19 protein-coding genes are annotated in these 23999 nt (G+C 69.0%); 14 read left to right on the top strand and 5 right to left on the bottom strand.

Going from position 1 to position 23999, the window contains the following annotated elements; all coding sequences use genetic code 11:
- Positions 1 to 73: 73 nt before the first annotated feature.
- Positions 74 to 1792, bottom strand: coding sequence for an L-arabinonate dehydratase (gene araD / locus CVV72_RS20580; protein ID WP_219145361.1), 1719 nt, complete (start codon positions 1790 to 1792; stop codon positions 74 to 76).
- Between the two features lie 35 nt (positions 1793 to 1827).
- Between araD and CVV72_RS20575 the strand changes: the two genes are divergently transcribed.
- From CVV72_RS20575 to CVV72_RS20565, 3 genes are read left to right on the top strand one after another with little or no spacing between them, the layout of a single operon-like run.
- Positions 1828 to 2487, top strand: coding sequence for a GntR family transcriptional regulator (locus tag CVV72_RS20575; RefSeq protein ID WP_219145360.1), 660 nt, complete (start codon positions 1828 to 1830; stop codon positions 2485 to 2487).
- On the top strand, positions 2487 to 2990 hold the full coding sequence (locus CVV72_RS20570; RefSeq protein ID WP_219145359.1) for a metallophosphoesterase: 504 nt from the start codon (positions 2487 to 2489) through the stop codon (positions 2988 to 2990). Before CVV72_RS20575 ends, CVV72_RS20570 begins: the two co-directional genes overlap by 1 nt.
- Before the next feature lie 18 nt (positions 2991 to 3008).
- A complete protein-coding gene (locus tag CVV72_RS20565) occupies positions 3009 to 4001 on the top strand; it encodes a PHP domain-containing protein (RefSeq protein ID WP_219145358.1) in 993 nt (330 codons plus the stop codon).
- A 184-nt stretch (positions 4002 to 4185) separates the two neighbouring features.
- Here the strand turns inward: CVV72_RS20565 and CVV72_RS20560 are convergent, their stop codons facing one another.
- Positions 4186 to 5355: a trans-acting enoyl reductase family protein gene (locus tag CVV72_RS20560; RefSeq protein ID WP_219145357.1), complete on the bottom strand. Its 1170-nt coding sequence runs from the start codon at positions 5353 to 5355 to the stop codon at positions 4186 to 4188.
- A 19-nt stretch (positions 5356 to 5374) separates the two neighbouring features.
- Complete coding sequence (locus CVV72_RS20555) at positions 5375 to 6016, bottom strand: GPP34 family phosphoprotein (RefSeq protein WP_219145356.1); 642 nt, start codon at positions 6014 to 6016, stop codon at positions 5375 to 5377.
- A gap of 188 nt (positions 6017 to 6204) precedes the next feature.
- Between CVV72_RS20555 and CVV72_RS20550 the strand changes: the two genes are divergently transcribed.
- From CVV72_RS20550 to hrpA, 6 genes are all read left to right on the top strand, one after another.
- Positions 6205 to 7674, top strand: a complete 1470-nt coding sequence (locus CVV72_RS20550; RefSeq protein ID WP_219145355.1) for an APC family permease — start codon at positions 6205 to 6207, stop codon at positions 7672 to 7674.
- Positions 7671 to 8243 carry a GNAT family N-acetyltransferase gene (locus CVV72_RS20545; RefSeq protein ID WP_219145354.1) on the top strand — a complete coding sequence of 191 codons (573 nt, stop codon included), beginning with the start codon at positions 7671 to 7673 and terminating at the stop codon, positions 8241 to 8243. Before CVV72_RS20550 ends, CVV72_RS20545 begins: the two co-directional genes overlap by 4 nt.
- Before the next feature lie 23 nt (positions 8244 to 8266).
- On the top strand, positions 8267 to 8578 hold the full coding sequence (locus CVV72_RS20540) for a hypothetical protein (RefSeq protein WP_219145353.1): 312 nt from the start codon (positions 8267 to 8269) through the stop codon (positions 8576 to 8578).
- A gap of 41 nt (positions 8579 to 8619) precedes the next feature.
- Positions 8620 to 9828, top strand: coding sequence for a cation:proton antiporter (locus tag CVV72_RS20535; RefSeq protein WP_219145352.1), 1209 nt, complete (start codon positions 8620 to 8622; stop codon positions 9826 to 9828).
- Positions 9829 to 9841: 13 nt separating this feature from the next.
- Complete coding sequence (locus tag CVV72_RS20530) at positions 9842 to 11005, top strand: lactate 2-monooxygenase (protein ID WP_219145351.1); 1164 nt, start codon at positions 9842 to 9844, stop codon at positions 11003 to 11005.
- Between the two features lie 195 nt (positions 11006 to 11200).
- Positions 11201 to 15034 carry an ATP-dependent RNA helicase HrpA gene (gene hrpA, locus CVV72_RS20525; protein ID WP_255632787.1) on the top strand — a complete coding sequence of 1278 codons (3834 nt, stop codon included), beginning with the start codon at positions 11201 to 11203 and terminating at the stop codon, positions 15032 to 15034.
- 342 nt (positions 15035 to 15376) lie between these two features.
- On the opposite strand, the gene CVV72_RS20520 is transcribed toward hrpA, so the two are convergent.
- Positions 15377 to 17083, bottom strand: coding sequence for a bifunctional 3'-5' exonuclease/DNA polymerase (locus CVV72_RS20520; protein WP_219145349.1), 1707 nt, complete (start codon positions 17081 to 17083; stop codon positions 15377 to 15379).
- 150 nt (positions 17084 to 17233) lie between these two features.
- Between CVV72_RS20520 and CVV72_RS20515 the strand changes: the two genes are divergently transcribed.
- Positions 17234 to 18871 carry an acyl-CoA synthetase gene (locus CVV72_RS20515; protein WP_219145348.1) on the top strand — a complete coding sequence of 546 codons (1638 nt, stop codon included), beginning with the start codon at positions 17234 to 17236 and terminating at the stop codon, positions 18869 to 18871.
- Here the strand turns inward: CVV72_RS20515 and CVV72_RS20510 are convergent.
- A complete protein-coding gene (locus CVV72_RS20510; RefSeq protein WP_219145347.1) occupies positions 18868 to 19818 on the bottom strand; it encodes a hypothetical protein in 951 nt (316 codons plus the stop codon). The two genes, CVV72_RS20515 and CVV72_RS20510, sit on opposite strands and share 4 nt — an antisense overlap.
- 261 nt (positions 19819 to 20079) lie before the next feature.
- On the opposite strand from CVV72_RS20510, the gene CVV72_RS20505 reads away from it, so the two are divergent.
- The 4 genes from CVV72_RS20505 (at position 20080) to CVV72_RS20490 (ending at position 23900) form a co-directional block, all read left to right on the top strand.
- The gene (locus tag CVV72_RS20505) at positions 20080 to 21330 is read left to right on the top strand and encodes a S8 family peptidase (protein WP_219145346.1); all 1251 of its coding nucleotides are present in this window, start codon (positions 20080 to 20082) and stop codon (positions 21328 to 21330) included.
- A gap of 99 nt (positions 21331 to 21429) precedes the next feature.
- Positions 21430 to 22182: an SDR family oxidoreductase gene (locus CVV72_RS20500; protein ID WP_219145345.1), complete on the top strand. Its 753-nt coding sequence runs from the start codon at positions 21430 to 21432 to the stop codon at positions 22180 to 22182.
- A complete protein-coding gene (locus tag CVV72_RS20495) occupies positions 22179 to 23243 on the top strand; it encodes a phosphotransferase family protein (RefSeq protein ID WP_219145344.1) in 1065 nt (354 codons plus the stop codon). The genes CVV72_RS20500 and CVV72_RS20495 overlap by 4 nt, the downstream gene beginning before the upstream one ends.
- Positions 23244 to 23900, top strand: a complete 657-nt coding sequence (locus tag CVV72_RS20490) for a histidine phosphatase family protein (RefSeq protein WP_219145343.1) — start codon at positions 23244 to 23246, stop codon at positions 23898 to 23900.
- Positions 23901 to 23999 lie beyond the last annotated feature (99 nt).

Below are 23999 nucleotides of genomic sequence, written 5' to 3'. Positions count from 1 at the left end.
GTTCAAGATACGGGGCGCGTTTTGTGGCCGTGCAACTCGCCCGGTTGGGTGAGCGAGTCACTCCGTCGGGTGGTCACTGGGCGTCAGGTTCGGGATTTTCCCCCACTCTGGCGAGAAAGTCGAAGTCACAGCCCTCGTCGGCCTGCGTGATGTGTTCGGCGTACAACGCGCCGTAACCCCGTTCGTGCAGGGGAGCGGGCGGGTTCCACCGTGCCCGGCGACGTTGCAATTCGGCATCATCGACGTCGAGGCTCAGCCGTCGCGACGGAACGTCCAAAGTGATCCGATCGCCGTCGCGGACCAGCGCGAGCGGCCCGCCCACGTGGGATTCCGGTGCGACGTGCAGTACGCACGCGCCGTAACTGGTGCCGCTCATCCTGGCGTCGGAAACGCGGACCATGTCCCGGACGCCCTTGGCCAGCAGGTGATCCGGCAGCGGCAGCATCCCGTACTCGGGCATGCCGGGGCCGCCGAGCGGGCCGGATCCGCGCAGGACGAGGACCGAATCCTCGGTGATGCCGAGCGAGGGGTCGTTGATGCGGTTCTTCAAGTCCTTGTGGTCGTCGAAGACCACCGCGGGTCCGGTGTGGACGAGCAGCCGGGGATCGGCGGCGATGTGCTTGATCACCGCGCCCGACGGCGCCAGATTGCCGCGCAGCACCGCGACCCCGCCTTCGGTGGCGACCGGGTCGTCCCGCGTGCGGATGACGTCGTCGTCGTGCACCCGCGCCGAAGCCAGGTTTTCGCCGAGAGTCCGGCCGGTGACGGTGATCCGATCGGTGTGCAGCAGGTCGGTCAGCCGGGAGAGCAGGCCGGGAAGCCCGCCGGCGTAGTAGAAGTCCTCCATCAGCCGGTCACCGCCCGGCCGGATGTTCGCCAGTACGGGGACCCTGCGCGCGATAGCGTCGAAATCGTCGACGGACAACGGGATCCGCGCGCGCCCGGCCATCGCGATCAGATGGATGACGGCGTTGGTCGAGCCGCCGAGCGCCAGCACGGTGGTGATCGCGTCGGCGTACGCGCGTTCGTCGAGGATCTTCGTGATGGTGAGGTCCTCCCACACCATCTCGACGACACGCGCTCCGCTCGCCGCGGCCATCCGGTGGTGCGCCGAGTCGACGGCGGGGATCGACGCGGCGCCGGGCAAGGTCAGGCCGAGCACTTCCGCGACCGACATCATGGTGGACGCGGTCCCCATCGTCATACAGGTTCCGGGAGAACGGGCCAGTCCACGCTCCAATTCGGACAGTTCCCCGGTGCCGATCAGCCCGGCCCGCTTGTCGTCCCAGTACTTCCACATGTCGGTGCCGCTGCCGAGCACTTCGTTCCGCCAATGCCCGCGCAACATCGGGCCCGCGGGGACGAAGATCGCGGGGAGACCCGCACTCGTCGCGCCCATCAGCAACGCCGGTGTCGTCTTGTCGCAACCGCCCATGAGGACCGCTCCGTCGACGGGGTAGGACCGCAGGATCTCTTCGGTCTCCATCGAAAGCAGGTTGCGGTAGAGCATGGGGGTCGGCTTCTGGAACGTCTCCGACAGGGTCGCGACCGGGAACTCCAGCGGGAATCCGCCCGCCTGCCACACCCCGCGTTTGACCTGTTCCGCCCGCTCGCGCAGATGCATGTGGCAGGGGTTGATGTCGCTCCAGGTGTTGAGGATCGCGATGACGGGTTTCCCCAGGTGCTCCTCGGGGTTGTAGCCGAGTTGCCTGCTCCGGGCCCGGTGGCTGAAACCGCGTAGTCCGTCGCCGCCGAACCAGCGGTGGCTTCGGAGTTCCTCGGGGTTCCTCATGACCGCGAGTATGGCATCTCATATACGATCGCCTCATGTCTTCGACCTTCAGCCTGCCCGCTTCACGGACCGAAGTGGTGCTCGAAGAGATCCGCCGCGGCATCCTCACCAGGGAGCTGAAGCCCGGCCAGCCGCTGGTCGAAGCCGAACTCGCCGCCCGGCTCGGGGTGTCGAAGACGCCGGTCCGCGAGGCGCTCAAGGTGCTGTCGAACACGGGACTGGTGACCTTCAGCCCGTACAAGGGCGCTTCGGTCTGTGTGGTCGACGCGGAGCTGGCGAAGTCCGTTTACGACGTTCGCATGGTGCTGGAGCCCGAGGCCGTGCGCCGGTCGGTCGAACGCCGCTCGCCGGACCTCTTCGAAGACGCCGCGGAGGCGCTGAAGGAGGCGTCGGCGGCGATCTCGGACAAGGACCAGGCGGCGCTCAGCCTGCTCAACCGCCGGTTCCACCGCGCGCTCTACAGTGGTTGCGGCAACCCGCTGATGGTCTCGATACTGGACGACCTCAGGGACCGCGCGGCGCTGATCAGCGTGGTCGGCTGGGCGGCGAATCCCAGCTGGCGCAGGGAATGGGCCGAGCACAAGGCGGTGCTGGCGGCGGCGAAGAAGGGAGACGCCGACGGGGCGGCCGGGCTGCTGCGCGCCCATATCGGCGACTTCCTGGACCGGATCCTCGAGACCATCGGAGACGAATGATGCGCCTGCTGCTCATCGCCGACACGCATCTGCCACAGCGCGCGAAGAGGCTGCCCGCCCAAGTCTGGCGCGAGGTCGAAGCGGCGGACGTCGTCATCCACGCTGGTGACTGGATCGAGGTCGCCCTGCTCGACGAACTCGAGGCCCGGAGCGAGCGGCTCATCGGGGTCTACGGCAACAACGACGGCGAGGACCTGCGGGCGCGGCTCCCCGAGATCGCGCGGGCGGACCTCGGCGGCGTCCGCCTGGCGGTCATCCACGAAACCGGTGGCAAGCAGGGGCGCGAGCGCCGCTGCGACGCACAGTTCCCGGACACCGACGTCCTCGTGTTCGGGCACAGCCACATCCCTTGGGACACGGTGACGCCGAACGGGCTGAGGCTGCTGAACCCCGGCTCGCCGACCGACCGGCGGAGCCAGCCGTTCTGCACGTACCAGACCGCCGAGATCCGCGATGGCGAGCTGCGCGACGTAGCTCTTCATGAGCTGCCGCTTCGCCGCTGACCGGGTAGACAGGTAGCCATGGAACCGGCGCAGGCGTTGAGGGAGATCGCGTTCCGGCTGGAGCGTGCGGGCGAGCCGACCTACCGGGTGCGGGCGTTCCGGCAGGCGGCTTCGGTGATCGCCAAGGTCAAGCCCGACGACCTGCGCAAACGCGCCGAGGCGGGCACGCTGACCGCGTTGCCGAATATCGGCAAGGCGACCGCGGCCGTCGTCGAAGACGTCCTCGCCGGACGCCGTCCCGCCTACTTCGAGAAGATCGGCGAGCCGAAGCTGCCCGACGGCGGCCCCATGCGGGCGGCGTTGCGGGGCGACTGCCACACCCATTCGGATTGGTCCGACGGTGGCAGCCCGATCGACGAGATGGCGGAGGCCGCCCGCGCGCTCGGCCACGAATGGATGGTGCTGACGGACCACTCGCCGCGGCTCACCGTCGCCAACGGCCTTTCGCCCGAACGGCTGCGGCGGCAGATGGACGTCGTCGCCGAACTGAACGAGACGATGGCGCCGTTCCGGATCCTGCACGGCATCGAGGTCGACATCCACCTCGACGGCACGCTGGACCAGGAGGAAGACCTACTGGAACAGCTGGACTTCGTCGTCGCGAGCGTCCACTCGAAACTGCGGATGCCCGCCAAGGAGATGACGCCGAGGATGCTCGCCGCGGTGCAGCATCCTCGGGTCCGGGTGCTCGGCCACTGCACCGGGCGGCTGGTGATGGGTGCGCGCGGGAAACGGCCCGAGTCGGAGTTCGACGCGGAGGCGGTGTTCACCGCGTGCCGGGACAACGGGGTCGCCGTCGAGATCAACTCCCGTCCCGAGCGTCGCGACCCGCCGACGCGCCTGCTGAACCTGGCCGTGGAGCTGGGCTGCGACTTCGCGATCGACAGCGACGCGCACGCGCCGGGCCAGCTGGACTGGCTGGTCTACGGTTGCGCGCGGGCCACCGAGCTGGGGATCGAGCCGGACCGGGTGATCAACACACGGACCGCTGAGGACCTGCTGGCCTCGTGAGTGGTTAGGACGGTTCTAACCGTCCTGACCACTCACGAGACCAGCTCCACTCGGTACCGCGGTTCTGCCGGGTGCTGGGTTTGGCCGGAGGTTGCGAAAGCCACTTTCGGGACATCAGACGTCTCGAAAGTGGCTTTCGCGACACCGGTTCCAGACCACCCTCGGTTCTAACCGTCCTGACCACTCACGAGAGAGTCGCGAAGCGCAAGCCGGCGTCGGTCAGCCGGTCGATCAGCGCTTGCCCCATCGCGGTCGCCGTGGTGACCTGCCCGGCCGTCGAAGGCAGGTCGTCCAGCGCCAGGCACAGCGCGGACTCGCCGAGCATCTTCGCCGTCTCGCCGTATCCAGGGTCGCCGCCGGACACCTCGGTCACGACGCGTTCGCCGCCGCTCTCGGCGTGGAACCGCACGGAGAACCACGACCGCGCCCGTCGCTGCTCGTCCGGGCCGCCGCCGGGCTTCAACAGATTCGACAGCGCCCGTCGCGCGGGCGGGATCTGGGCGGCGGCGAAGACGAGCCCCATCCCGGCCGCACCGGCGGCCACCACCGGAAGCCGTTTGATCGCGGCGAAATGCCGGTACGTGAAGTCGGGGCCGTACCCGGGGAGCGCGGCGGCGGACCGTTCGACGATCATCGGGTCGATGGTCGGCAGCGGCACCGCCCAGAAACCGTCGGGGCTGCGATGCGGTGTGCCCAGCGCGGCGCGCGCACGACGGCCCTCCGGCCGCGGTTCGGCGGCCGCGCGATCCCGTGCGGCGCGGAAACTCGACGGCAGCCGCGAAAACGCCGTCAGCGCCGAGAGGAAGGTGCCGCCCGACGGCGCCGCTCCCGCGCGCACGTACCCGTCGATCCGGATCGGTTTCCCTTGTGGCAGCTGGGAAACCGTGAAGAGGGCACCAAGGTCGTGCGGGATCGAGTCGAAACCGCACGCGTGCACGAGCCGGGCGCCGGTCTCGACCGCGCGGGCGTGGTGAGCGAGGTACATCTTGTCGGCGAACTCGGGCTCGCCGCACAGGTCGGCGTAGTCGGTTCCCGCTTCGGCGCACGCGGCGACCAGCGGTTCTCCATAATGGACATACGGGCCGACCGTGGTGGCGACGACCTTCGTGGACTCGGCGACCTTCCGCAGCGAGTCCGCATCGGAGACGTCGGCCCGCACCAGCGGGAGTTCCGAGAGCGCCGGATTGATCGAGAAAAGCTTTTCTCGCACCGCTTCCAGCTTGACGGGATCGCGTCCGGCCAGGGCGAGGCGCAGACCTGGCGGCGCGGCGCGGGCGAGATATTCCGCGGTCAGGCCACCGGTGAATCCGGTGGCGCCGAACAGCACGACGTCGTGGTCACGGTCGGCAGGCATGGCGTCAGGCTACCGCCGGTCATCGCCGGTCGCCGGTGTAGACGACGGCGGCGCTCACCGCGTCCACCCCCGAGATCAGTTCGGCGAGCGCCCTCGGGAGTTCCCGATGCGTGGACCCGGCCCAGGCCCGCAGGCCGGCGCGGTCGAGTTCCGGTTCGCAGAAATCGTCGAGCCCGATGGTCCAGGCCAGCAGGGCCAGGCAGACCGAATGCGGATCCGGCTGCTCGGTGCCGAGGACGGCCGTCCTCACCCTGCTGCGCGCGGCCGTCGACATCAGCAGATCCCGTGGCGGATAGCGGTGATTCTTCCGGATGAGCATCCGGTCGGTTTCGCGGTCGACCACCCCCGCGTCGAGCAGGTTGTCCGCGACCGTTCTCCCGAGATCGTGGCGGAGATGGCCGACCCATTCCCGGACGGTGTGCCGCTCGGGTTCCCGGAGGATTTCCGAGAACACCCGATCCAGTGGGGGATGAGCGAGGCCGCGGCGCGACAATGGCCGGATTCGTTTGCGTTCCACGGTGATCCGCTCGGCGAGGAGGAGATCACAGAGCGCGGAACCGGCCATTCCGATGCCGAGTCCCGTGCCTCGCAGCGCGGGTTTACCGGTGAACTCGTCGTGGGCGAGAAAGAACAGGGAATCGACCAAGGTCAGCCGACGCATGAAGGCACGCCCTCCGGCGTTGTAGTGCGGGACGGCCAAAGTAGCGGTAGCGCGCGGACCACTGCGACCCGAGGTCCGTTTTTAGCCTGAACGGACGTACCTCGCCGGGGTGGCCGGCCCTAGGGTGGGATGGCTCTCGCAAGATCAAGAACCTTCAGCGCCAAACCGACGTCCGGGGGGACGGGTTCATGGGTACGCAAAGACCGCGGCGCGGTCTCGGCCATCGACGGCTCGGAGCCGCGCAGATCGTGTTCTTCGTGGTGGCCGCGGCCGGTCCGCTCTTCGCCATCGCGGGCGGGGTCCCGACCAACTACGCGGTCACCGGCAGTGTCGGGGTGCCGCTGTCGTTCCTCCTGCTGGCCCCGATCCTGGGGCTGTTCGCGGTCGGCTACGCCGCGATGAGCCGCTACATCACCAACGCGGGCGCGTTCTACCCCTACGTCGCCAACGGGGTCGGCAAATCCAGTGGCGCCGGGATCGCGTTCGTCACGCTGATCTCCTACAACGCCATCCAGATCAGCATCTACGGACTGTTCGGCTGGTCGGTGTCGACCTGGCTGGGCACGCTCACCGGATCCCCGCCGCCGTGGTGGCTGTGCGCGCTGGTGATGGTGCTGATCATCGGCGCGCTCGGCGTCCTGCGGGTCGATCTCAACGCCAAGGTGCTCGGGGTGGCGCTGTGCCTCGAAGTCGCCGTCGTCGCGATCGTCGATATCGCGTTGTTCGCGAACCCCGCCGGTGGCGCCGTTTCCTGGGTCCCGCTGGAGCCGTCGAGCCTGTTCACCACCGGTGCGGGCGCGGTGTTCGCGTTCTCCGCCGCCGCGTTCATCGGTTTCGAGGGCGCGGCGACCTACGGCGAGGAGACCCGGGAACCCAGCCGCACGGTCGGGCGCGCGACGTACGCGGCGATCGGGCTCACCGCGGTGCTGTACGTCGTCTCGTCGCTCGCGCTGGCCGTGGGGACCGGGCCGGACGTCATCGTCACCACCGCCGCCGCGCAGGGCCCGGACCTGCTGTTCAACCTCGCGGGAGAACACCTCGGCGAGACGTTCTCCGATGTCGCGTACACGCTGTTCGTGACCGGCCAGTGCGCGGCGCTGCTGAGCTTTCACAACGCCGTCGCACGGTACTTCTTCGCGCTGGGCAGGGAAGGGCTGTTGCCTCGCTCGCTGGCCAAGACCAGCAAGCGCACCGGCGCGCCGGTGGCAGGCTCGCTCACGCAGACGGCGCTGGCGCTGGTGGTGGTGTCGCTGTTCGCGATCGCGGGCCGTGATCCGGTGACCGAACTGTTCACCTGGCTCGGCACGACCGCGTCCACCGGGGTCGTGGTGATCATGATCGCCGTCTCGCTTTCGGTGATCGGCTTTTTCAAACGGCGCCGCGACGCCGAAAACGCCTGGCGCCGCTGGATCGCGCCGGGTGCGGCGATGCTCGCGCTGTCGGCCGTCCTCGCGCTGATCCTGCTCAACTTCGATCTGCTGCTCGGCCCGGCCGGGACGTTCCTGTTGCGCTGGGGTCTGCCCGGTCTCATGGTCGTTGCCGCCCTCGCCGGTTTCCTGCGCGCGGAAGTGTTGCGGACCAAGGATCCCGAGACGTACGCCGCCATCGGCGGCCCGCTCGAAGACGACGAGCCCGTCGCGCTGAGGGCGGGGCGATGATCGTCCGGTCCGCCGAACCGTCCGAAATGGACACTGTGGTCGATGTGCTGTCCGAGGCCTTCCATGAAGACCCGGTGAGCATGTGGGTCTTTCCCGGTGACGAGCGCCGCGCGGTGGCGCTGCCGATCTTCCATCGCGCGGTCGTGCGGGGGATGCTCGCCGTCGGCGGCCACGTCGACGTCACCGACGATCTGTCCGCCGTGGCGCTTTGGGCGCCCGGTGGCGACGAAGACATCGACGACGAAGCGTTCGCCGGGCTCACTGGGGAAGAAATCGGCAGGCTCGCGGCGTTGTTCGAGCTGATGAAGGAGCACGCCCCCGGCGGCGAGCACCACCACGCCCAGTTCATCGGCGTCCGCAAGAACGCGCAGCGGCAAGGGATCGGCGCACGGCTGCTGAGGCACGGGCTAGACCGGTACGGCGCGGTGCCCGCGTACCTGGAGGCGAGCAGCGCGGAGAGCGCGAAACTGTATCGGCGGCTGGGTTTCCGCGACCACGGACCGGCTTTCGCCGTCGAGAGCGGTCCGCCGATGTTGCCCATGTTGCGGGAGCCGTCGATCAGTCTATAAAGGACTGGTAAAGTGGTGGGCAGATGACGACGAACCGTGCCCCCGCCACACGGCACCGTTCCGTCTTCTTCCTCGTGATCTTGCTCGTCTTCGCCTTCGTCACGCCGACCGTTCCCCACGGGCACGGGCGGACCGCGAAGGAAGATCCCGTCGCCGTCTTCGCGACCCATCCGCTGCCCGCCTTCCACGGCGGGCAAACGGTTCCCCTCGCCGACGCTCCCGCCGAAGCGGAGACCGTCGACCTTCCCGACGCCGGCCACGCCCCTGAGCAGGGCGAACCCGTCGTCGTCACCCGAGCGGTGCCCCAGGCGCCCGCGCGGGCACCTCCGCGCTGACCCGGTCCCCAAGCCGCATCAGCCATCCATCGGAGGTCTCCATGAGTTCCGGTCATGCCCTGCTGGCCGTCGGCGGGGCGTTCCTCGCCGCCGGTGTCATCGCCAGAGCGGGCGCCCGTATCGGGCTGCCGACCATCCCCCTGTTCATGCTGGCCGGTTTCGTCTTCGGCCCCAACACGCCCGGACTGTCCCTTGTGGACGATCCGGCCGAGCTCGGTGTGCTCGCCGGGCTCGGTCTCGTCTTCCTCCTGTTCTACCTCGGCCTCGAATTCTCCCTCGACGACCTGGCCAAGGGCGGGCGCAAACTCGTCTGGTCCGGGCTGATCTACCTGATCCTCAACATCGGCGGCGGGCTCGCGTTCGGCTTCCTGCTGGGCTGGGGCACCAGGGAGGCGCTGGTCATCGCCGGTGCCATCGGGATCTCGTCGTCCGCGATCGTCACCAAACTCCTGCTCGAATCCCGCCGGATGAACAACCCCGAATCCCGGCTGATCATGGGCATCATCGTGATCGAGGATCTGTTCCTCGCGCTGTACCTGGCATTGCTGCAGCCGGTGCTGTCCGGCGCCGGGAGCTTCGGTTCGGCGCTCGCCGACTTCGGGAAGGCCTTCGCGTTCCTGATCGTGATGGCCGCGCTCGCCCGCTGGGGTGGCCGGGTGGTGTCGAAGCTGTTCGGTTCGGCCGACGACGAGCTGCTCACCGTCTGCTTCGTCGGGGTGGCGGTGATGGGTGCCGCTGTCGCCGAGGAGGTGGGGGTGTCCGACGCGATCGGCGCGTTCATGGTCGGCATGATGCTCGGCGGTTCGAAGGTCGCGCCGCGTATCCACAAGCTGGTGCTCCCGCTGCGGGACGCGTTCGGCGCGCTGTTCTTCTTCATCTTCGGGCTCAGCATCGACCCGAACGCGGTCGGCTCGGTGGTCGTGCCGGTGCTGATCGCGGTGGCGCTGACGATCGTGCTGAACCTCGGCGCGGGCGCGCTGGCCGCGCGGTTGAACGGCTTCGATCGCCAGGCCGGGGTGAACATCGGGCTCACCGTGCTCACCCGCGGCGAGTTCTCGCTCGTGCTCGCCGCGATGGCGACCGCGGCCGGGCTGGACTCGCGGGTCGCGCCGTTCGTCGCGGGCTACGTCCTCCTGCTGGCCGTGATCGGTCCAGTCGCGGTCATCCGCTCCGAGAAACTCGCCTGGTTGCTACCGGCGAGTATTGTCCGAGGCTCGACCCGCCGCGACGAGCCGGCCAGGGCGACGTGACGAGGAGGCCTGGGTGACCGAACGGTTCGGCGGCTACCAGAACGAGATCTACCTGCAGGGGCTCGGTGGGACGTACCCGCCGTGTTCCACCGACGCCACGAAGCTGGAGGAGTCCGCGCGGGAGATCCTCGAGCCCGGGCCGTTCTGGTACGTCGCGGGCTCGGCCGGATCGGGCGCCACCGCGCGGGCCAACCGGGAGGCGTTCGACCGCTGGCGTCTCGTGCCACGGATGCTCACCGGCGCCACCGAACGCGATCTGTCGACGACCGTGCTGGGGACGCCGGTACCGGCGCCGGTGCTGCTGGCGCCGGTCGGCGTCCAGTCGATCGTGCACGAGGGCGCCGAACCGGCGGCCGCGCGGGCCGCGGCGTCGGTCGGCCTGCCGTACGTCATGTCGACGGCGTCGTCCACGAGCATCGAGGACGTCGCCGAGGCCAGTGGCGAGGGGCCGCGCTGGTTCCAGCTGTACTGGCCGACCGACAACGAGGTCTGCGCGAGCATCCTGGCGCGGGCGAAGGCCGCGGGCTTCACCACACTCGTGGTCACGCTCGACACCTGGACCCTCGCGTGGCGCCCGAACGACCTTGACCACGCGTACCTGCCGTTCATCAAGGGCGTCGGGCTCGGTGTCCCGCTGAGCGACCCGGTGTTCCGCAGCCTGCTGGAGAAGACGCCGGAGGAGGACTCGCCCACCGCGATCCTGCGCTGGATCTCGATGATCACCGGCACCGACAGCACCTGGGACCGGCTCCCGTTCCTGCGCGAGCACTGGGACGGGCCGATCGTGCTCAAGGGCATCCAGCACCCCGACGACGCGCGCCGCGCCGTCGAGGCCGGGATGGACGGGATCGTCGTGTCCAACCACGGCGGCCGACAGGTCGACGGCGCGATCGCGTCGCTCGACGCGCTCCCGGAGATCGTGGCCGCGGTCGGCGACCGGCTGGAGATCCTGTTCGACTCGGGCATCCGCACCGGCGCCGACATCGCCAAGGCGCTCGCGCTCGGGGCGAAGGCCGTGCTGGTGGGGCGGCCGTGGGTGTACGGCCTGGCACACGCGGGGGAGGACGGTGTCCGGCACGTGCTGCGGAGCCTGCTCGCCGACCTCGACCTGACCATGGGCCTGTCCGGGCACCGGACCCTGGCCGACCTCACCCCGGCCTCCCTGCGGTACTTCTGACCCGACCCCGCAATTCGCCATCTACTTGCGATAGTTGGCAGGGCGAACTATCGCAAGTAGATGGCGAATTGCGGGGGTGGTGGTGACGTGCGGGATATTCGGAGGCCCGGATCGTCACGCACGGCTATCCTGGTGCCGGTCATGGCTTCTCAACCTTCCCCGCTCGGCGCCCTGCGCGCTCGCCTGCCCGAACTGATGTCGCGCGACGAGCACCGCCTCCGGCGCCGGCTCGACGGTGCCCGGAAAGCGCGCAACGCCGAGTCGATCGCCGCCCAGATCGAGGCCGACATCGAGGCCGCCGAACTGCGGGTCACCCGCAGACGCGACGCCGTCCCGAAGATCTCGTTCCCCGAAGAGCTGCCCGTCAGCCGGCGCAAGGACGAGATCGCCGACGCCATCCGCGATCACCAGGTGGTGATCGTCGCGGGTGAGACCGGATCGGGGAAGACGACCCAGCTGCCGAAGATCTGTCTCGAACTCGGCCGCGGCATCCGGGGCCAGATCGGGCACACGCAGCCGAGGCGGCTGGCCGCGCGCACGGTCGCCGACCGCATCGCCTCCGAGCTGAACACCGAACTCGGCGAGGCCGTCGGCTACAAGGTCCGGTTCACCGACCAGTCCGGCCAGGACACGCTGGTCAAGCTGATGACCGACGGCATCCTGCTCGCCGAGATCCAGACCGACCGGATGCTGCGCCAGTACGACACGCTGATCATCGACGAGGCGCACGAGCGCAGCCTCAACATCGACTTCATCCTCGGCTACGTCAAGCAGCTCCTGCCGCGCCGCCCCGATCTCAAGGTGATCATCACCTCGGCGACGATCGACCCGGAGCGGTTCTCCAAGCATTTCGACGACGCGCCGATCGTCGAGGTCTCCGGCCGGACGTATCCGGTGGAGGTCCGTTACCGGCCGATCATCGACCCCGAGGACCCGGACGCCGATCAGGATCGCGACCAGACGCAGGCCATCTGTGACGCCGTCGACGAACTGCAGCACGAGGGGCCGGGCGACATCCTGGTGTTCCTCTCCGGCGAGCGGGAGATCCGCGACGCCGCGGACGCCCTGTCCAAACAGGACCTGAGGAACACCGAGATCCTCCCGCTGTACGCGCGGCTTTCGTCGTCGGACCAGCATCGGGTGTTCCAGCGCCACACCGGGCGCCGCGTCGTGCTCGCGACGAACGTCGCCGAGACCTCGTTGACCGTGCCCGGCATCAAGTACGTCGTCGACCCCGGCACCGCGCGGATCTCGCGCTACAGCCACCGCACCAAGGTGCAGCGGCTGCCGATCGAGCCGGTGTCGCAGGCGTCGGCGAACCAGCGCAAGGGCCGCTGCGGCCGGACGTCCGACGGTATCTGCATCCGGCTGTACTCCGAAGACGACTTCGACGCGCGGCCCGAGTTCACCGATCCGGAGATCCTGCGGACCAACCTCGCGTCGGTCATCCTGCAGATGACCTCGCTCGGCCTCGGCGACATCGCGGCGTTCCCCTTCGTGGAGCCGCCGGACCGCCGTCAGGTGACCGACGGTGTCCAGTTGCTGCAGGAGCTCGGCGCGTTCGAGATGTCCGACGGCAAGAAGCTCACCGAGACCGGCCGCAAGCTCGCGCAACTCCCGGTCGACCCGCGGATGGCGCGGATGGTGCTGGAGGCCTCCCGCAACGGCTGCGTCCGCGAAGTCATGATCATCGCCGCCGCACTGTCCATTCAGGACCCACGTGAGCGCCCGGCGGAGAAGCAGCAGGCGGCGGACGAGCAGCACGCGCGGTTCGCGGACAAGACGTCCGACTTCCTGGCGTACCTGAACCTGTGGGAGTACGTCACCGAGCAGCAGAAGGCGTTGTCCACCAACCAGTTCCGCCGGATGTGCCGCAACGAGTACCTGAACTACCTGCGTATCCGCGAATGGCAGGACATCTTCAGCCAGCTGCGTCAGCTGGCCAAACCGCTCGGCATCACGCTCAACACCTCCGGCCCGGTCGATCCGCAACGGGTGCACACGTCGCTGATCGCCGGGCTGTTGTCGCATGTCGGCCTCAAGGATCCGGCCAAGGGCGACTATCTCGGCGCACGCGGGGCGCGCTTCTCGGTCTTCCCGGGTTCGGCCCTGTTCAAGAAGCAGCCGCGGTTCGTGATGTCGGCCGAGCTCGTCGAAACCTCACGGCTGTGGGGCCGGGTCAACGCGCGGATCGAGCCGGAGTGGGTCGAGCCGCTCGCCGGGCACGTGGTGAAGCGGAACTATTCGGAGCCGCACTGGGAGCGCAAACAGGGCGCGGTGATGGCGCTCGAGAAGGTGACCCTGTACGGCGTTCCGCTCGTCGCCGACCGCCGCGTCAACTACGGCCGGATCGACCCCGAGGTGAGTCGCGAGCTGTTCATCCGGCACGCGCTCGTCGAGGGCGACTGGGAGACCCGGCACCACTTCTTCCGCGAGAACCGCGCGCTGCTCGAAGAGGTCGAGGACCTGGAGAACCGGGCCCGCCGTCGGGACATCCTGGTCGACGACGAGACGCTGTTCGAGTTCTACGACCAGCGCGTCCCGGCCGACGTCGTCTCCGCGCGGCATTTCGACAGCTGGTGGAAGAAGGCGCGGCACACCGAGCCCGACCTGCTGAGCTTCGAGAAGACGATGCTCATCAACGAGACCGCGGGCGGCGTGCGCGAGGCCGACTACCCCGACTTCTGGACCCAGGGCAGCCAGACCTTCAAGCTCACGTACCAGTTCGAGCCGGGGGCCGACGCGGACGGCGTCACCGTGCACATCCCGCTGCCGGTGCTGAACCAGGTCACCCCGGACGGCTTCGACTGGCAGGTCCCCGGCCTGCGCGAAGAGCTGGTGACGCAGCTGATCAAGTCGCTGCCCAAGGCGATCCGCCGCAACTTCGTACCGGCGCCCGACCACGCGAAACTGGTGCTGTCGCGGGTCGGCCCGGCCGACGGGCCGCTGCTGCACGTCGTCGCCGACGAACTGGAAGCGCTGCGCGGGGTGGTGATCCCCGACGACGCCTGGCAGCTGTCGGCGGTCCCCGAACATCTGAAGATGACCTTCCGCGTGGTCGACGTCCGCGGCAAGAAGGTCTCCGAGGGCAAGGACATCGAAGCGCTCAAGCGGGACCTGAGCGGTCAGGTGCGCGCGACGATCTCCAAGGCCGCCGACAGCATCGAGCGCGAGGGCCTGACGACGCCCGCGTTCGGCGAGCTGCCGAAGGTGTTCGCGAGCAAGCAGCGCGGGCACGACGTCAAGGCGTATCCGGCGCTGGTCGACGAAGGCGGTTCCGTGGCGGTGCGGCTGCTGGACACGCCGGGCCAGCAGGAACAGTCGATGTGGGCGGGCACGCGGCGCATGCTGCGGCTGAACATCCCTTCGCCGATGAAGTTCATCACCCGCAACCTCGGCAACTCCTCGAAACTCGTGCTGAACCGGAATCCGCACGGCTCCGTGGCGGCGCTGCTCGAAGACTGTGTGGACTGCGCGGTCGACAAACTGGTCGCCGACAACGGAGGACCGCGCTGGGACGAGGCCGGCTTCGCGGTCCTGCTGGAGAAGGTGCGCGCCGGGCTGAACGCCGGGGTGCTCGACGTGCTGACCAACGTCGAGAAGATCCTGCGCGCCGCGAACGACGTCGAAACGCGGCTGGCCGACACGCGTGGCCCGAAGGACTCGCTCGCCGACATCCGCGCGCAGCTGGACGGCTTGGTGCACAAGGGTTTCGTCACCGAAACCGGGCAGGACAGGCTGAAGCACGTCGTCCGGTACCTGCGGGGGATCGAACGGCGGCTGGAGAAACTCCCGACCGAACCGACGCGCGACATCCAGCGCACCGGCGACATCGCCTGGCTCCGCAACGAGTACCAGGCGGCGCTGGACGCGCTGCCGCCGGGCACCTCCTCGCCCGCGCTACGGGAGATCCGGTGGATGATCGAGGAACTTCGGGTCAGCTTCTTCGCCCAGACGCTCGGTACCGCCCACCCCGTCTCGCTGAAGCGCGTCATCAAGGCCCTGGACGACGCCGCCCCCCGCAATTAGTCACCTACTTGCGGTGCTCACGCGAGTTACGCCTCCAATCACGCGAGTCGCGCCTTCAGTCACGCGAGTCGCGCCTTCAGTCACGCGAGTCGCGCCTTCAATCACGCGAGTCGCGCCTTCAATCACGCGAGTCGCGCCTTCAATCACGCGAGTTCGCCATCTGGTCACGTGTGTCCCGTCGCCTGGAAACGGATCTCGCGTGATGGAGCGCGGAACTCGCGTGATCAGGGGCGTAACTCGCGTGACTGGGCGGACGACACGTGTGATCAGACGGACGACTCGCGTGATTGAACGGCGAACTCGCGTGATTGAAGGCGTAACTCGCGTGGTTGGGGGCGTAACTCACTTCGCGTCGGCGTAGGTGTCCACGGCGGCGATGTGCAGCGGGAACCGTACCGGGCAGGCCGGGCCGAAGAGCATCCGCGCCGCCTCGGCCATGCTGTCCACAATGGACTGCGAGACCTCGTCGGCGAACTCGGCCGGGGTGTGCACCAGGACCTCGTCGTGCTGGAAGAACACCAGGTGCGCGGGGGAGGGGAGCCTGCTCCGCAGGGTCGCCAGGAGGACCGCGGTCATGTCCGCCGCGCTCGCCTGCACGACGAAGTTCCGGGTGAAGCGCCCCCAGTTCCGGGACGCCTGGCGGGCCTTGAGCTCGCCGGCCTCGTCCTCCGCGACGCCGCCGGTCAGCGCGCGCCAGGCTTCCGACGGCGCGGGCGACGTCCGGCCGAGCCGGGAGCGGACGCGCTCACCGCGTTCCCCTGCCTGCGCGGCACGCTCCACATAGGACACCGCGTCGGGGAACCTGGTGCGCAGCAACGCCAGCAACGGTCCCGCCTCGCCGGACGTGCCGCCGTACATCGCCGACAGCATCGCGATCTTCGCGCGGTCCCGGTCGTCCCGGTCGTCCCACGCGGGCACCGGCACGCGGCGCACTCCGGAGAACATCGCCTCGGCGAGGCTCGCGTACAGATCCGTGGCCGCGGCGACGTCGGCCAGCTTCCGGTCCCCGGACAACGCGGTCAGCACCCGTGGCTCCAGCTGGGCGGCGTCGGCGACCACCAGTTTCCAGCCGGGATCGGCCCGGACGCAGGTCCGCAGGATCTTCGGGATCTGCAGAGCACCGCCGCCCCGGCTCGCCCAGCGGCCGGAAACGACGCCGCCGACGACGTAGTGCGGGCGGAACCGGCCGTCGTGCACCCACTCGTCGAGCCACGTCCAGCCGTTGGCCGAATGGAGCCGCGCGAGCTCCTTGTACTCCAGCAGCGGCGGGACGGCGGGGTGGTCGATGTCGCGCAGCAGGTACTTCCTGGCCGACGAAACCTCGATGCCCTCCCGGCCCAGCGCCCGGACGACGCTGGCCGGGGCGTCCGGATTGACCGGACGCCCGCCGAACGCGTCGCTGATCTTCGCCGCGAGCTCGACCAGCCGCTTCGGCCGGTGCCCGGCCGGAACGCGGGGCCCGAGCTGCTCGGCGAGCAACGCCAGATGCAGGTCCGCCCGCCAGGGCAGCCCGTCGGCCGACATCTCGGCGGCCGCCAGCGCGCTCGCCGACTCCGCCGCGAAGAGCAGCCGTAACCGCTCCGGGTGATCGGTGACGGCGACCCGCTTCTCCTGTTCGGCCAGCACCCGGCGGGCCGCGTCGATCACCGTGACACCGGACGGCAGTCGCGGCCCCCGCGTCTCGAACAGCGTCGGCTGGTCGTCCTCGGCCCACAGCGGGGGCTCGTCGGCGGGCGCTTCCTGTCCGTTCGCCCTGGCCAGCGCGGCACGCAGGCTTCGCGACTCCTGCGGACGGCCTTCGTGGGCCAGGAGCAGTCCTTCGGTCAGCGCCAGGTCGTGACAGCGCCGCACCCGGACGCCCGCCTTGATCAGCGCCGGATACGTCCCTTCGACCGATGGGAACACCCAACGGGGTGAGTGTTCCGCCTCCAACCGCCGTACTTCGCCGACGAACTCCGGGAGCTTCATGCCCTGCCGCGGCGGCTCCCCGGAAAAAGCGATCGCGAAGTCGCCATCCTCCTCTTGACCTGCGATCGCCTGCACACTCACATTGTGGTGGTTCCCCCCGACATTTCTGTCACCAGACGGCTAGTGCGCCTGCGCTATCGGTCGGCTACTGTCGAGTAGCAACCCCATACCGCCGGTACGCGAACCGCCGGGGGCATGGTGTCTCGCCGCAGCAGCAACGGAGGTGCCCGGATGAGAAACCCCACCGGCCTCGCCACCCTGGTGGCGGGCAAGGTGACCGAGACCGTGCGCAGCATCGACGTGATGCGCCAAGCGGGCCTGCTCCCCATCCCGCGGGTCGACGAGGGCCTGCGTTCGCTGGTCATGGTGCGCAAATGGGGGCCGTTCGCCGGCGCGAACATGATCGCCGCCCGCCGGGACCCGACCGCGACCGGCATCATCGACGAGCTCGGCCCGCTGACCTTCAAGCAGCTCGACACCCAGTCGAACGCGCTGGCCAGGGCGTGGTCGGAACGCGGCCTCGGCCCGGGTTCGGTGATCGCCGCGCTGTGCCGCGACCACCGCGGTCTCGTGCTGACGATGCTCGCCTCGGGCAAGCTCGGCGCCAAACTGCTGCTGATGAACACCGGGTTCGCCAAACCCCAGCTCGCGGACGTCGCGAAACGCGAAGGCGTCACCGCGCTCGTGTACGACCAGGAGTTCACCGACCTGCTGGACGCGGTCGAGGGCGACGTCGACCACTACCTCGCGTGGGTCGATTCGGACGCCGAGCTGTCCGGGCACAAGATCCCGATCGTCACCGAACTGGTCGCCAGCACCGACGACCGCCCGTGGCCCGCGCCGGCCAAACCGGGCGGGTTCATCCTGCTGACCAGCGGCACTACCGGGACGCCGAAGGGAGCGCCGCGGCCGCACACCTCCGCGCTGGCCTCCGCGCAGTTCCTCGACCGCATCCCGCTGCGGACCGGCGAGGCGACCTACATGGGCGCGCCGCTGTTCCACGGAACCGGGTTGTCGCAGTTCATCCTTTCCTTCGCGCTCGGCTCGAAGGTCGTCATGCGGCGCAAGTTCGTGCCGGAGGAGACGTTGCGCGGCGTCGCGGAGAACCGCTGCACCACGCTGGTCCTCGTGCCGACGATGCTGCAGCGGATCGTCGACCTGCCCGAGGAGATCCGCGCCAAGTACGACACCTCGTGCCTGCGGATCATCTTCGTCGCGGGCTCCGCGTTGTCACCGGATCTGGGGAATCGCGCGACCGCCGCGTTCGGTGACGTCGTGCACAACCTCTACGGCTCCACCGAGGTCGCGGTCGCGACGGTCGCGACCCCCGAGGACTGGCGCAAGGCGCCGGGCACGGTCGGCCGCGCGCCGGTGGGCTGCAAGGTCGCGCTGTACGACGAAAAGGGCGAGAAGATCACCGAGCCGCATGTCACCGGCCGGGTGTTCGTCGGCAGCGGGCTGAGCTTCCAGGGCTACACCGACGGGCGCAACAAGGAGATCATCGACGGGCTGCTCTCCAGCGGCGACGTCGGCCACTTCGACGAGGACGGCCTGCTGTTCATCGACGGCCGCGACGACGAAATGATCGTCTCCGGCGGCGAGAACGTCTTCCCGATCGAGGTCGAGAACCTTCTGGTCGAACGCGAGGACGTGCTCGAAGCGGCGGTCGTCGGCGTCGACGATCCCGAGTTCGGGCAGCGGCTGAAAGCGTTCGTGGTGCGGGCCGAGAAGTCGGACCTGGACGTCGACGGCGTGCGCGACTACGTCAAGGCCAACCTCGCCCGGTACAAGGTGCCGCGCGACGTGGAGTTCCTCGACGAGTTGCCGCGCAACGCGACCGGGAAGGTGCTGCGCAACAAGCTGCGTTAATACTCCCAGTCGATGCCGAAGACGCCGGGGCCGAAGTCGAGCGCGACCGCGTGGACGCCGTGGCCCTGGTCCGGTTTCAGTTCCTTCCGGTCCAGCGGCGAGGTGCCTTGGCGCGAATATTGCCAGCATTTCGCCGGGACGGTGCCCGGGTCGAACCGGACCTCCAGCAGGTACTCGCGCACGGGACGCCGGAACTCGCGGTAATGCGTGTTCCGGCATTCCGGGTACGGCGGCCCTGGGTTGGTCAGCGAGTACTCGATCAGATGCGTCTCACCGCGGTCGATGGGCCGGTCGAAGAGCAGTTCGGCGACCGTGAGCCCGTGCGCGTCGTCGACCTCTGCGCGGCCGACGTGACAGTTGCGCAGCGTGTTCAGCACCGGCGGTCCGGCCTCCGGATCGCCCTGGGCGTAGACCAGCAGCCAGCGGTCCTGCCCGTCCGCGCCCGCCTGGAACACCGCCCGCGCGGTCACCGCGCGTTGCCCGCCGTCCTCGGCGATCTCGCACAGGTCGTGCAGGCCGACGAGTTTCAGCTGATGGTGTTGTTCGAGCGCGTTGGGCGCGCCGACCTTCTCCAGTAACGCCTGGAGCGCTTCGAGCGGGAAGGTCAGCGGCTGCTCGGTGGTCGCCCGGCTGCGGCGTGACGACGCCCCGCGCGGCCGCGGCGGCGGCAGCAGGCTGAGCAGTGAACCGGCGGGGATCGCCAGTACCTCTTCGAGGACCCGGACCGCGGACAGCGAACTCTGCCGTTCCGGCTGACGTTTGCCCGACTGCCAGTAACTCAGCGCGGTCACGCTCACCGACGCGCCGCGCGCGAGGAGCCGGGCTTGGATACGGTCGAGACTCAGGCCGCTGGTGGCGATGGCCGATCTCAACGCGGTGGCGAACGCGGTACGCGGCTGTTCTTCATCGTCCGTGGTCACTCGGTCCGCCGCGCTCCCCGCCACCATATGCTGCCCGACCGCCCCCGTCTGCCGTTTCCTGACACCGCCCGGTTGATAACAACACGAATAACTTTAACAGTCAGAGGTAACGCTTCAGGGGCGCCTTCTGCCAGGCGAAAACGACTTTCCGGACGAGCGCCGTTACGCCGTATGGCCTAGTACTGGTAACTGTGAATCATTGCCCGGCCACCAGCGCACCGGCTTGCATGGCTCTCAACGACGATCATCCTCCCGGGTGATCCGCACGGCGCGGCAGGAAGGGAACCAGTGAGCAAGTCCCGGAAGAACCTGAAGTCCCGAAAGACCCGTAGCGGCCTCGTGGCGGGAGTCGCCCTCGCCGGTGTGACCGCGGCGGTCGCCACGTTCGGCGCGGGTGCGGCCAACGCCGAGCAGCAGGGCGAGATCCGCGGCGCGGGTGCGGCCAACGCGGTCGGCGGCAGCTACATCGTCGTCCTCAAGCCCACCGCGGTCGGCCAGGGCGTGGCCGCGGCGAGCGAGGTCACCGCGAACGTCGCCTCGAAGGCGCAGGGCCTCACCGGTCAGTACGGCACCACGCTGTCCCGCACGTTCGGCTCGGCGCTGAACGGCTTCTCGATCAAGGCCGACGAAGCCGCCGCCAAGCGGCTCGCCGCCGACCCGCAGGTCGCGTACGTCGTCCAGAACAAGACGTTCAAGATCAGTGAGACCCAGGACAACCCGCCGTCGTGGGGCCTGGACCGCGTCGACCAGGCCGACCTGCCGCTCGACACCAAGTACACCTACCCGACGAAGGCCGACAACGTCACCGCCTACGTCATCGACACCGGTGTCCGCGGCTCGCACAAGGACTTCGGCGACCGCGCCGCCGGCGGCAAGGACTTCGTCGACAACGACGACACCCCCAACGACGAGCACGGCCACGGCACGCACGTCGCCGGCACCATCGGCGGCACGGACCACGGCCTGGCCAAGGGCGTGAAGATCGTCGGCGTCCGCGTGCTGGACGCCAACGGCAGCGGCACCACCGAGGGTGTCGTCGCCGGTGTCGACTGGGTCGCGGCGAACGCCAAGGGCCCGTCGGTCGCCAACATGAGCCTCGGCGGCGGCGCGGACGACGCCCTGGACGCGGCGGTCAAGGGTGCCATCGACAAGGGCGTGACCTTCGCGCTCGCGGCGGGCAACGAGTCCTCCGACGCCGGCACCACTTCGCCCGCCCGGGTGAAGGAGGCCATCACGGTGGCCGCCAGCGACAAGACCGACAAGCAGGCCAGCTTCTCGAACTACGGTTCGGTCGTGGACCTGTACGCGCCGGGTGTCGACATCACCTCCTCGTGGGCGACCGGTGACGACGCCACCAACACCATCAGCGGTACCTCGATGGCCGCGCCGCACGTCGCCGGTGCCGCCGCGCTGTACCTCTCGGCGCACCCCGAGGCCACCCCGGCCCAGGTCGCCGAAGGCCTGGTCGGTGCCGCCGCGGACGGCAAGATCAGCAACCCGACCGGTGGAACGGCGAACAAGCTGCTCCAGGTCAAGTAAGACCCTTGTGAACAGGCTGCCCCCGGCGTACTCCAGGCGCCGGGGGCAGCCCCTGTCCGAGGGATCCCAGACTTGTTACCAACGGGTAAGCTCCCTGCCATGGTCCTGCGGAAGAACATCCTGATCACCGGGGCGAGCTCCGGACTCGGCGAGGGAATGGCCAGGCAGTACGCCGCCAGAGGCCGCAACCTGGCGCTGGCCGCCCGCCGTGTCGACCGCCTGGAAGCCCTCGCGGCGGAACTCAAGAAGGCGTATCCCGGCATCACCGTGGTCACCCGGAAGCTGGACGTGAACGACCACGACCAGGTCTTCGCCGTTTTCGAGGAGTTCCGCGAGGAACTCGGCTCCCTCGACCGCGTGATCGTGAACGCGGGGCTCGGCAAGGGGCAGCCCATCGGTTCCGGCCGGTTCGACGCCAACCGCCAGACCCTCCAGACCAACTTCCTCGCCGCGGCCGCCCAGATCGAAGCCGCCACGGGCATCTTCCGGAAACAGCGGGAAGGCCACCTCGTGGTCGTTTCCTCTTTCTCCGCGCTTCGCGCCTTCCCTGGCAATCTCACCGCGTACGCCGCTTCGAAGGCGGGTGTTTCGGCGCTGGCCGAGGGCACGCGGATCGAGCTGATGAAGACGCCGATCAAGGTCACGACGCTGCTCCCCGGGTTCATCGAATCGGAGATGAACGAGGACATCACGAAGGTCCCGCTCGGCACGAGGGCCGAGGCGGGAGCGCAGGCACTGGTGAAGGCGATCGAGTCCGAAGCCGCGAAGGCGTACGTGCCCTCGTGGCCGTGGGCGGTGCTCGCCAAGGTGTTCCCGTTCGTCCCGGCGTCGGTGCTGAAGAAGTTCGCATGACCCTGGCCGCGGACAAGACCGTCGAGGTACGCGGAGAGGACTCGTTCGACCCGGCCGTGGTGCACACCTGGCTGGCCGGACGGGTGCCCGGGCTCGGGGACGCGCCACCCGAAGTCCGCCAGTTCCCCGGTGGCGCCTCGAATCTCACCTACCTGCTGACCTATCCGGATCGCGAGCTGATCCTGCGGCGCCCGCCGCTCGGGCACAAGGCCGCGTCCGCGCACGACATGCGCCGCGAGTTCCGGGTCCAGCAGGGGTTGCGGCCCGTCTTCCCGTACGTGCCCGAGGTTCTCGCCTTCTGCGACGACGAAACCGTGCTCGGCGGCGACTTCTACGTGATGGAACGGCTCGAAGGCCTGATCCTGCGCGGAGATCTGCCCGCCGGCCTCGACCTGCCGCCGGAGGGCGCGCGGGAGCTGTGCGGCAAGGTCGTCGACAGGCTGGTCGAACTGCACGCCGTCGACGTCGAGGCCGCCGGACTGGCCGATCTCGGCAAGGGTGCCGGTTATGTCGAGCGCCAGGTGCGCGGCTGGTCGGAGCGATTTCTCAAGGCGCGCACGGAGAACGTCCCGGACTGCGCCGAGGTGATGGCGTGGCTGAAGGACAATCAGCCGTCCGAGGCCAAGATCTGCCTGATCCACAACGACTACCGGCTCGACAACCTGGTGCTCGACGACGGCCTCGACATCGTCGGCGTGCTCGACTGGGAGATGGCCACCCTCGGCGATCCGCTGATGGAACTGGGCAGCACGCTGGCGTACTGGGTGCAGGACGACGATGACGACGTCATGAAGCTCAGCCGCCGCCAGCCGACGCACGTGCCGGGGATGTACACGCGCGAGGAGTTCGTGCGGCGGTACGCGGAGCGATCCGGCCTCGAAATCGGCGACTGGACGTTCTACGAGGTGTACGGCCTGTTCCGGCTCGCGGTGGTGATCCAGCAGATCTACTACCGGTTCCACGAAGGACAGACGACCAACCCGGCGCTGAAGGACCTCTGGCAGTTCGTCGGCTACCTCGACGGGCGTTGCCGTCGCGTCATCGGAGGAGGACACGCGTAGATGGGTGCGATCTACCTGGTCCGGCACGGGCAGGCGTCGTTCGGTGCGGAGAACTACGACCAGCTCTCGCCGCGCGGCTTCGAACAGTCCACTGTGGTCGGTGAGGAACTGTCGCGGCGAGGCGTCGAGTTCACCCAGGCGCGGGCAGGTTCCCTTGCCCGCCAACGGGATACGGCGGCGACGGCGTTGAAGGTGCTCGGCTCCGGGATCGCCGTCGTCGAGGACGAGCGCTGGAACGAGTACGACCACGTCGACATCGCGAAGTACCACGCCGCCGGTGTCCAGCAGACCGATTCGCGGGCGTATCAGGCCGCTTTGGACGGTGCGCTGAACGCCTGGGTCTCGGCGGGAACCTCCAGTCCGTGTGCCGAAACCTGGCCCCGGTTCCTGGACCGGGTCAAGGGCGCGCTGGCCGATGTCGTGGCGTCGCTGGGCAAGGGCGAACACGCCGTGGTCTTCAGCTCCGGAGGCGTGATCGCGACGGTCTGCGGCGCGCTCATGGGCACGCCGGAAGCGGGGCTGCTGAAACTGAACCGGGTCACCGTGAACGCGGGCATCACCAAACTGGTGTCCGGCCGCGGCGGAGTGACCTTGTTGTCGTTCAACGAACATCCGCATTTCGAGGCGGAAGCCGCACAACTGCTCACCTACCGCTAGTGTCACGCACCGGAATGCGGCACATGATTCGGCGGCCCAGCTTCCCGCTGGCGGCGTTGCCGGTCCGCCCGAGTACAACCCGGTACGACGACGAACCGG

Origin of the sequence: Amycolatopsis sp. TNS106 (assembly GCF_019330265.1) — a bacterium.
In the GTDB taxonomy this organism is placed as follows: domain Bacteria; phylum Actinomycetota; class Actinomycetes; order Mycobacteriales; family Pseudonocardiaceae; genus Amycolatopsis; species Amycolatopsis lurida.
This window is presented reverse-complemented; position numbering and strand designations above follow the sequence as displayed.

What these genes read in the sequence shown, in the direction of transcription:
- CVV72_RS20545 (WP_219145354.1), top strand. Translation starts at nt 7,671, where the DNA reads ATGATCGTCCGGTCCGCCGAACCGTCCGAAATGGACACTGTGGTCGAT.
- CVV72_RS20540 (WP_219145353.1), top strand. Translation starts at nt 8,267, where the DNA reads ATGACGACGAACCGTGCCCCCGCCACACGGCACCGTTCCGTCTTCTTC.
- hrpA (WP_255632787.1), top strand. Translation starts at nt 11,201, where the DNA reads ATGTCGCGCGACGAGCACCGCCTCCGGCGCCGGCTCGACGGTGCCCGG.
- CVV72_RS20570 (WP_219145359.1), top strand. Translation starts at nt 2,487, where the DNA reads ATGCGCCTGCTGCTCATCGCCGACACGCATCTGCCACAGCGCGCGAAG.
- CVV72_RS20575 (WP_219145360.1), top strand. Translation starts at nt 1,828, where the DNA reads ATGTCTTCGACCTTCAGCCTGCCCGCTTCACGGACCGAAGTGGTGCTC.
- CVV72_RS20555 (WP_219145356.1), bottom strand. Translation starts at nt 6,016, where the DNA reads ATGCGTCGGCTGACCTTGGTCGATTCCCTGTTCTTTCTCGCCCACGAC.
- CVV72_RS20550 (WP_219145355.1), top strand. Translation starts at nt 6,205, where the DNA reads ATGGGTACGCAAAGACCGCGGCGCGGTCTCGGCCATCGACGGCTCGGA.
- CVV72_RS20565 (WP_219145358.1), top strand. Translation starts at nt 3,009, where the DNA reads ATGGAACCGGCGCAGGCGTTGAGGGAGATCGCGTTCCGGCTGGAGCGT.
- CVV72_RS20560 (WP_219145357.1), bottom strand. Translation starts at nt 5,355, where the DNA reads ATGCCTGCCGACCGTGACCACGACGTCGTGCTGTTCGGCGCCACCGGA.
- CVV72_RS20515 (WP_219145348.1), top strand. Translation starts at nt 17,234, where the DNA reads ATGAGAAACCCCACCGGCCTCGCCACCCTGGTGGCGGGCAAGGTGACC.
- araD (WP_219145361.1), bottom strand. Translation starts at nt 1,792, where the DNA reads ATGAGGAACCCCGAGGAACTCCGAAGCCACCGCTGGTTCGGCGGCGAC.
- CVV72_RS20490 (WP_219145343.1), top strand. Translation starts at nt 23,244, where the DNA reads ATGGGTGCGATCTACCTGGTCCGGCACGGGCAGGCGTCGTTCGGTGCG.
- CVV72_RS20500 (WP_219145345.1), top strand. Translation starts at nt 21,430, where the DNA reads ATGGTCCTGCGGAAGAACATCCTGATCACCGGGGCGAGCTCCGGACTC.
- CVV72_RS20495 (WP_219145344.1), top strand. Translation starts at nt 22,179, where the DNA reads ATGACCCTGGCCGCGGACAAGACCGTCGAGGTACGCGGAGAGGACTCG.
- CVV72_RS20510 (WP_219145347.1), bottom strand. Translation starts at nt 19,818, where the DNA reads ATGGTGGCGGGGAGCGCGGCGGACCGAGTGACCACGGACGATGAAGAA.
- CVV72_RS20535 (WP_219145352.1), top strand. Translation starts at nt 8,620, where the DNA reads ATGAGTTCCGGTCATGCCCTGCTGGCCGTCGGCGGGGCGTTCCTCGCC.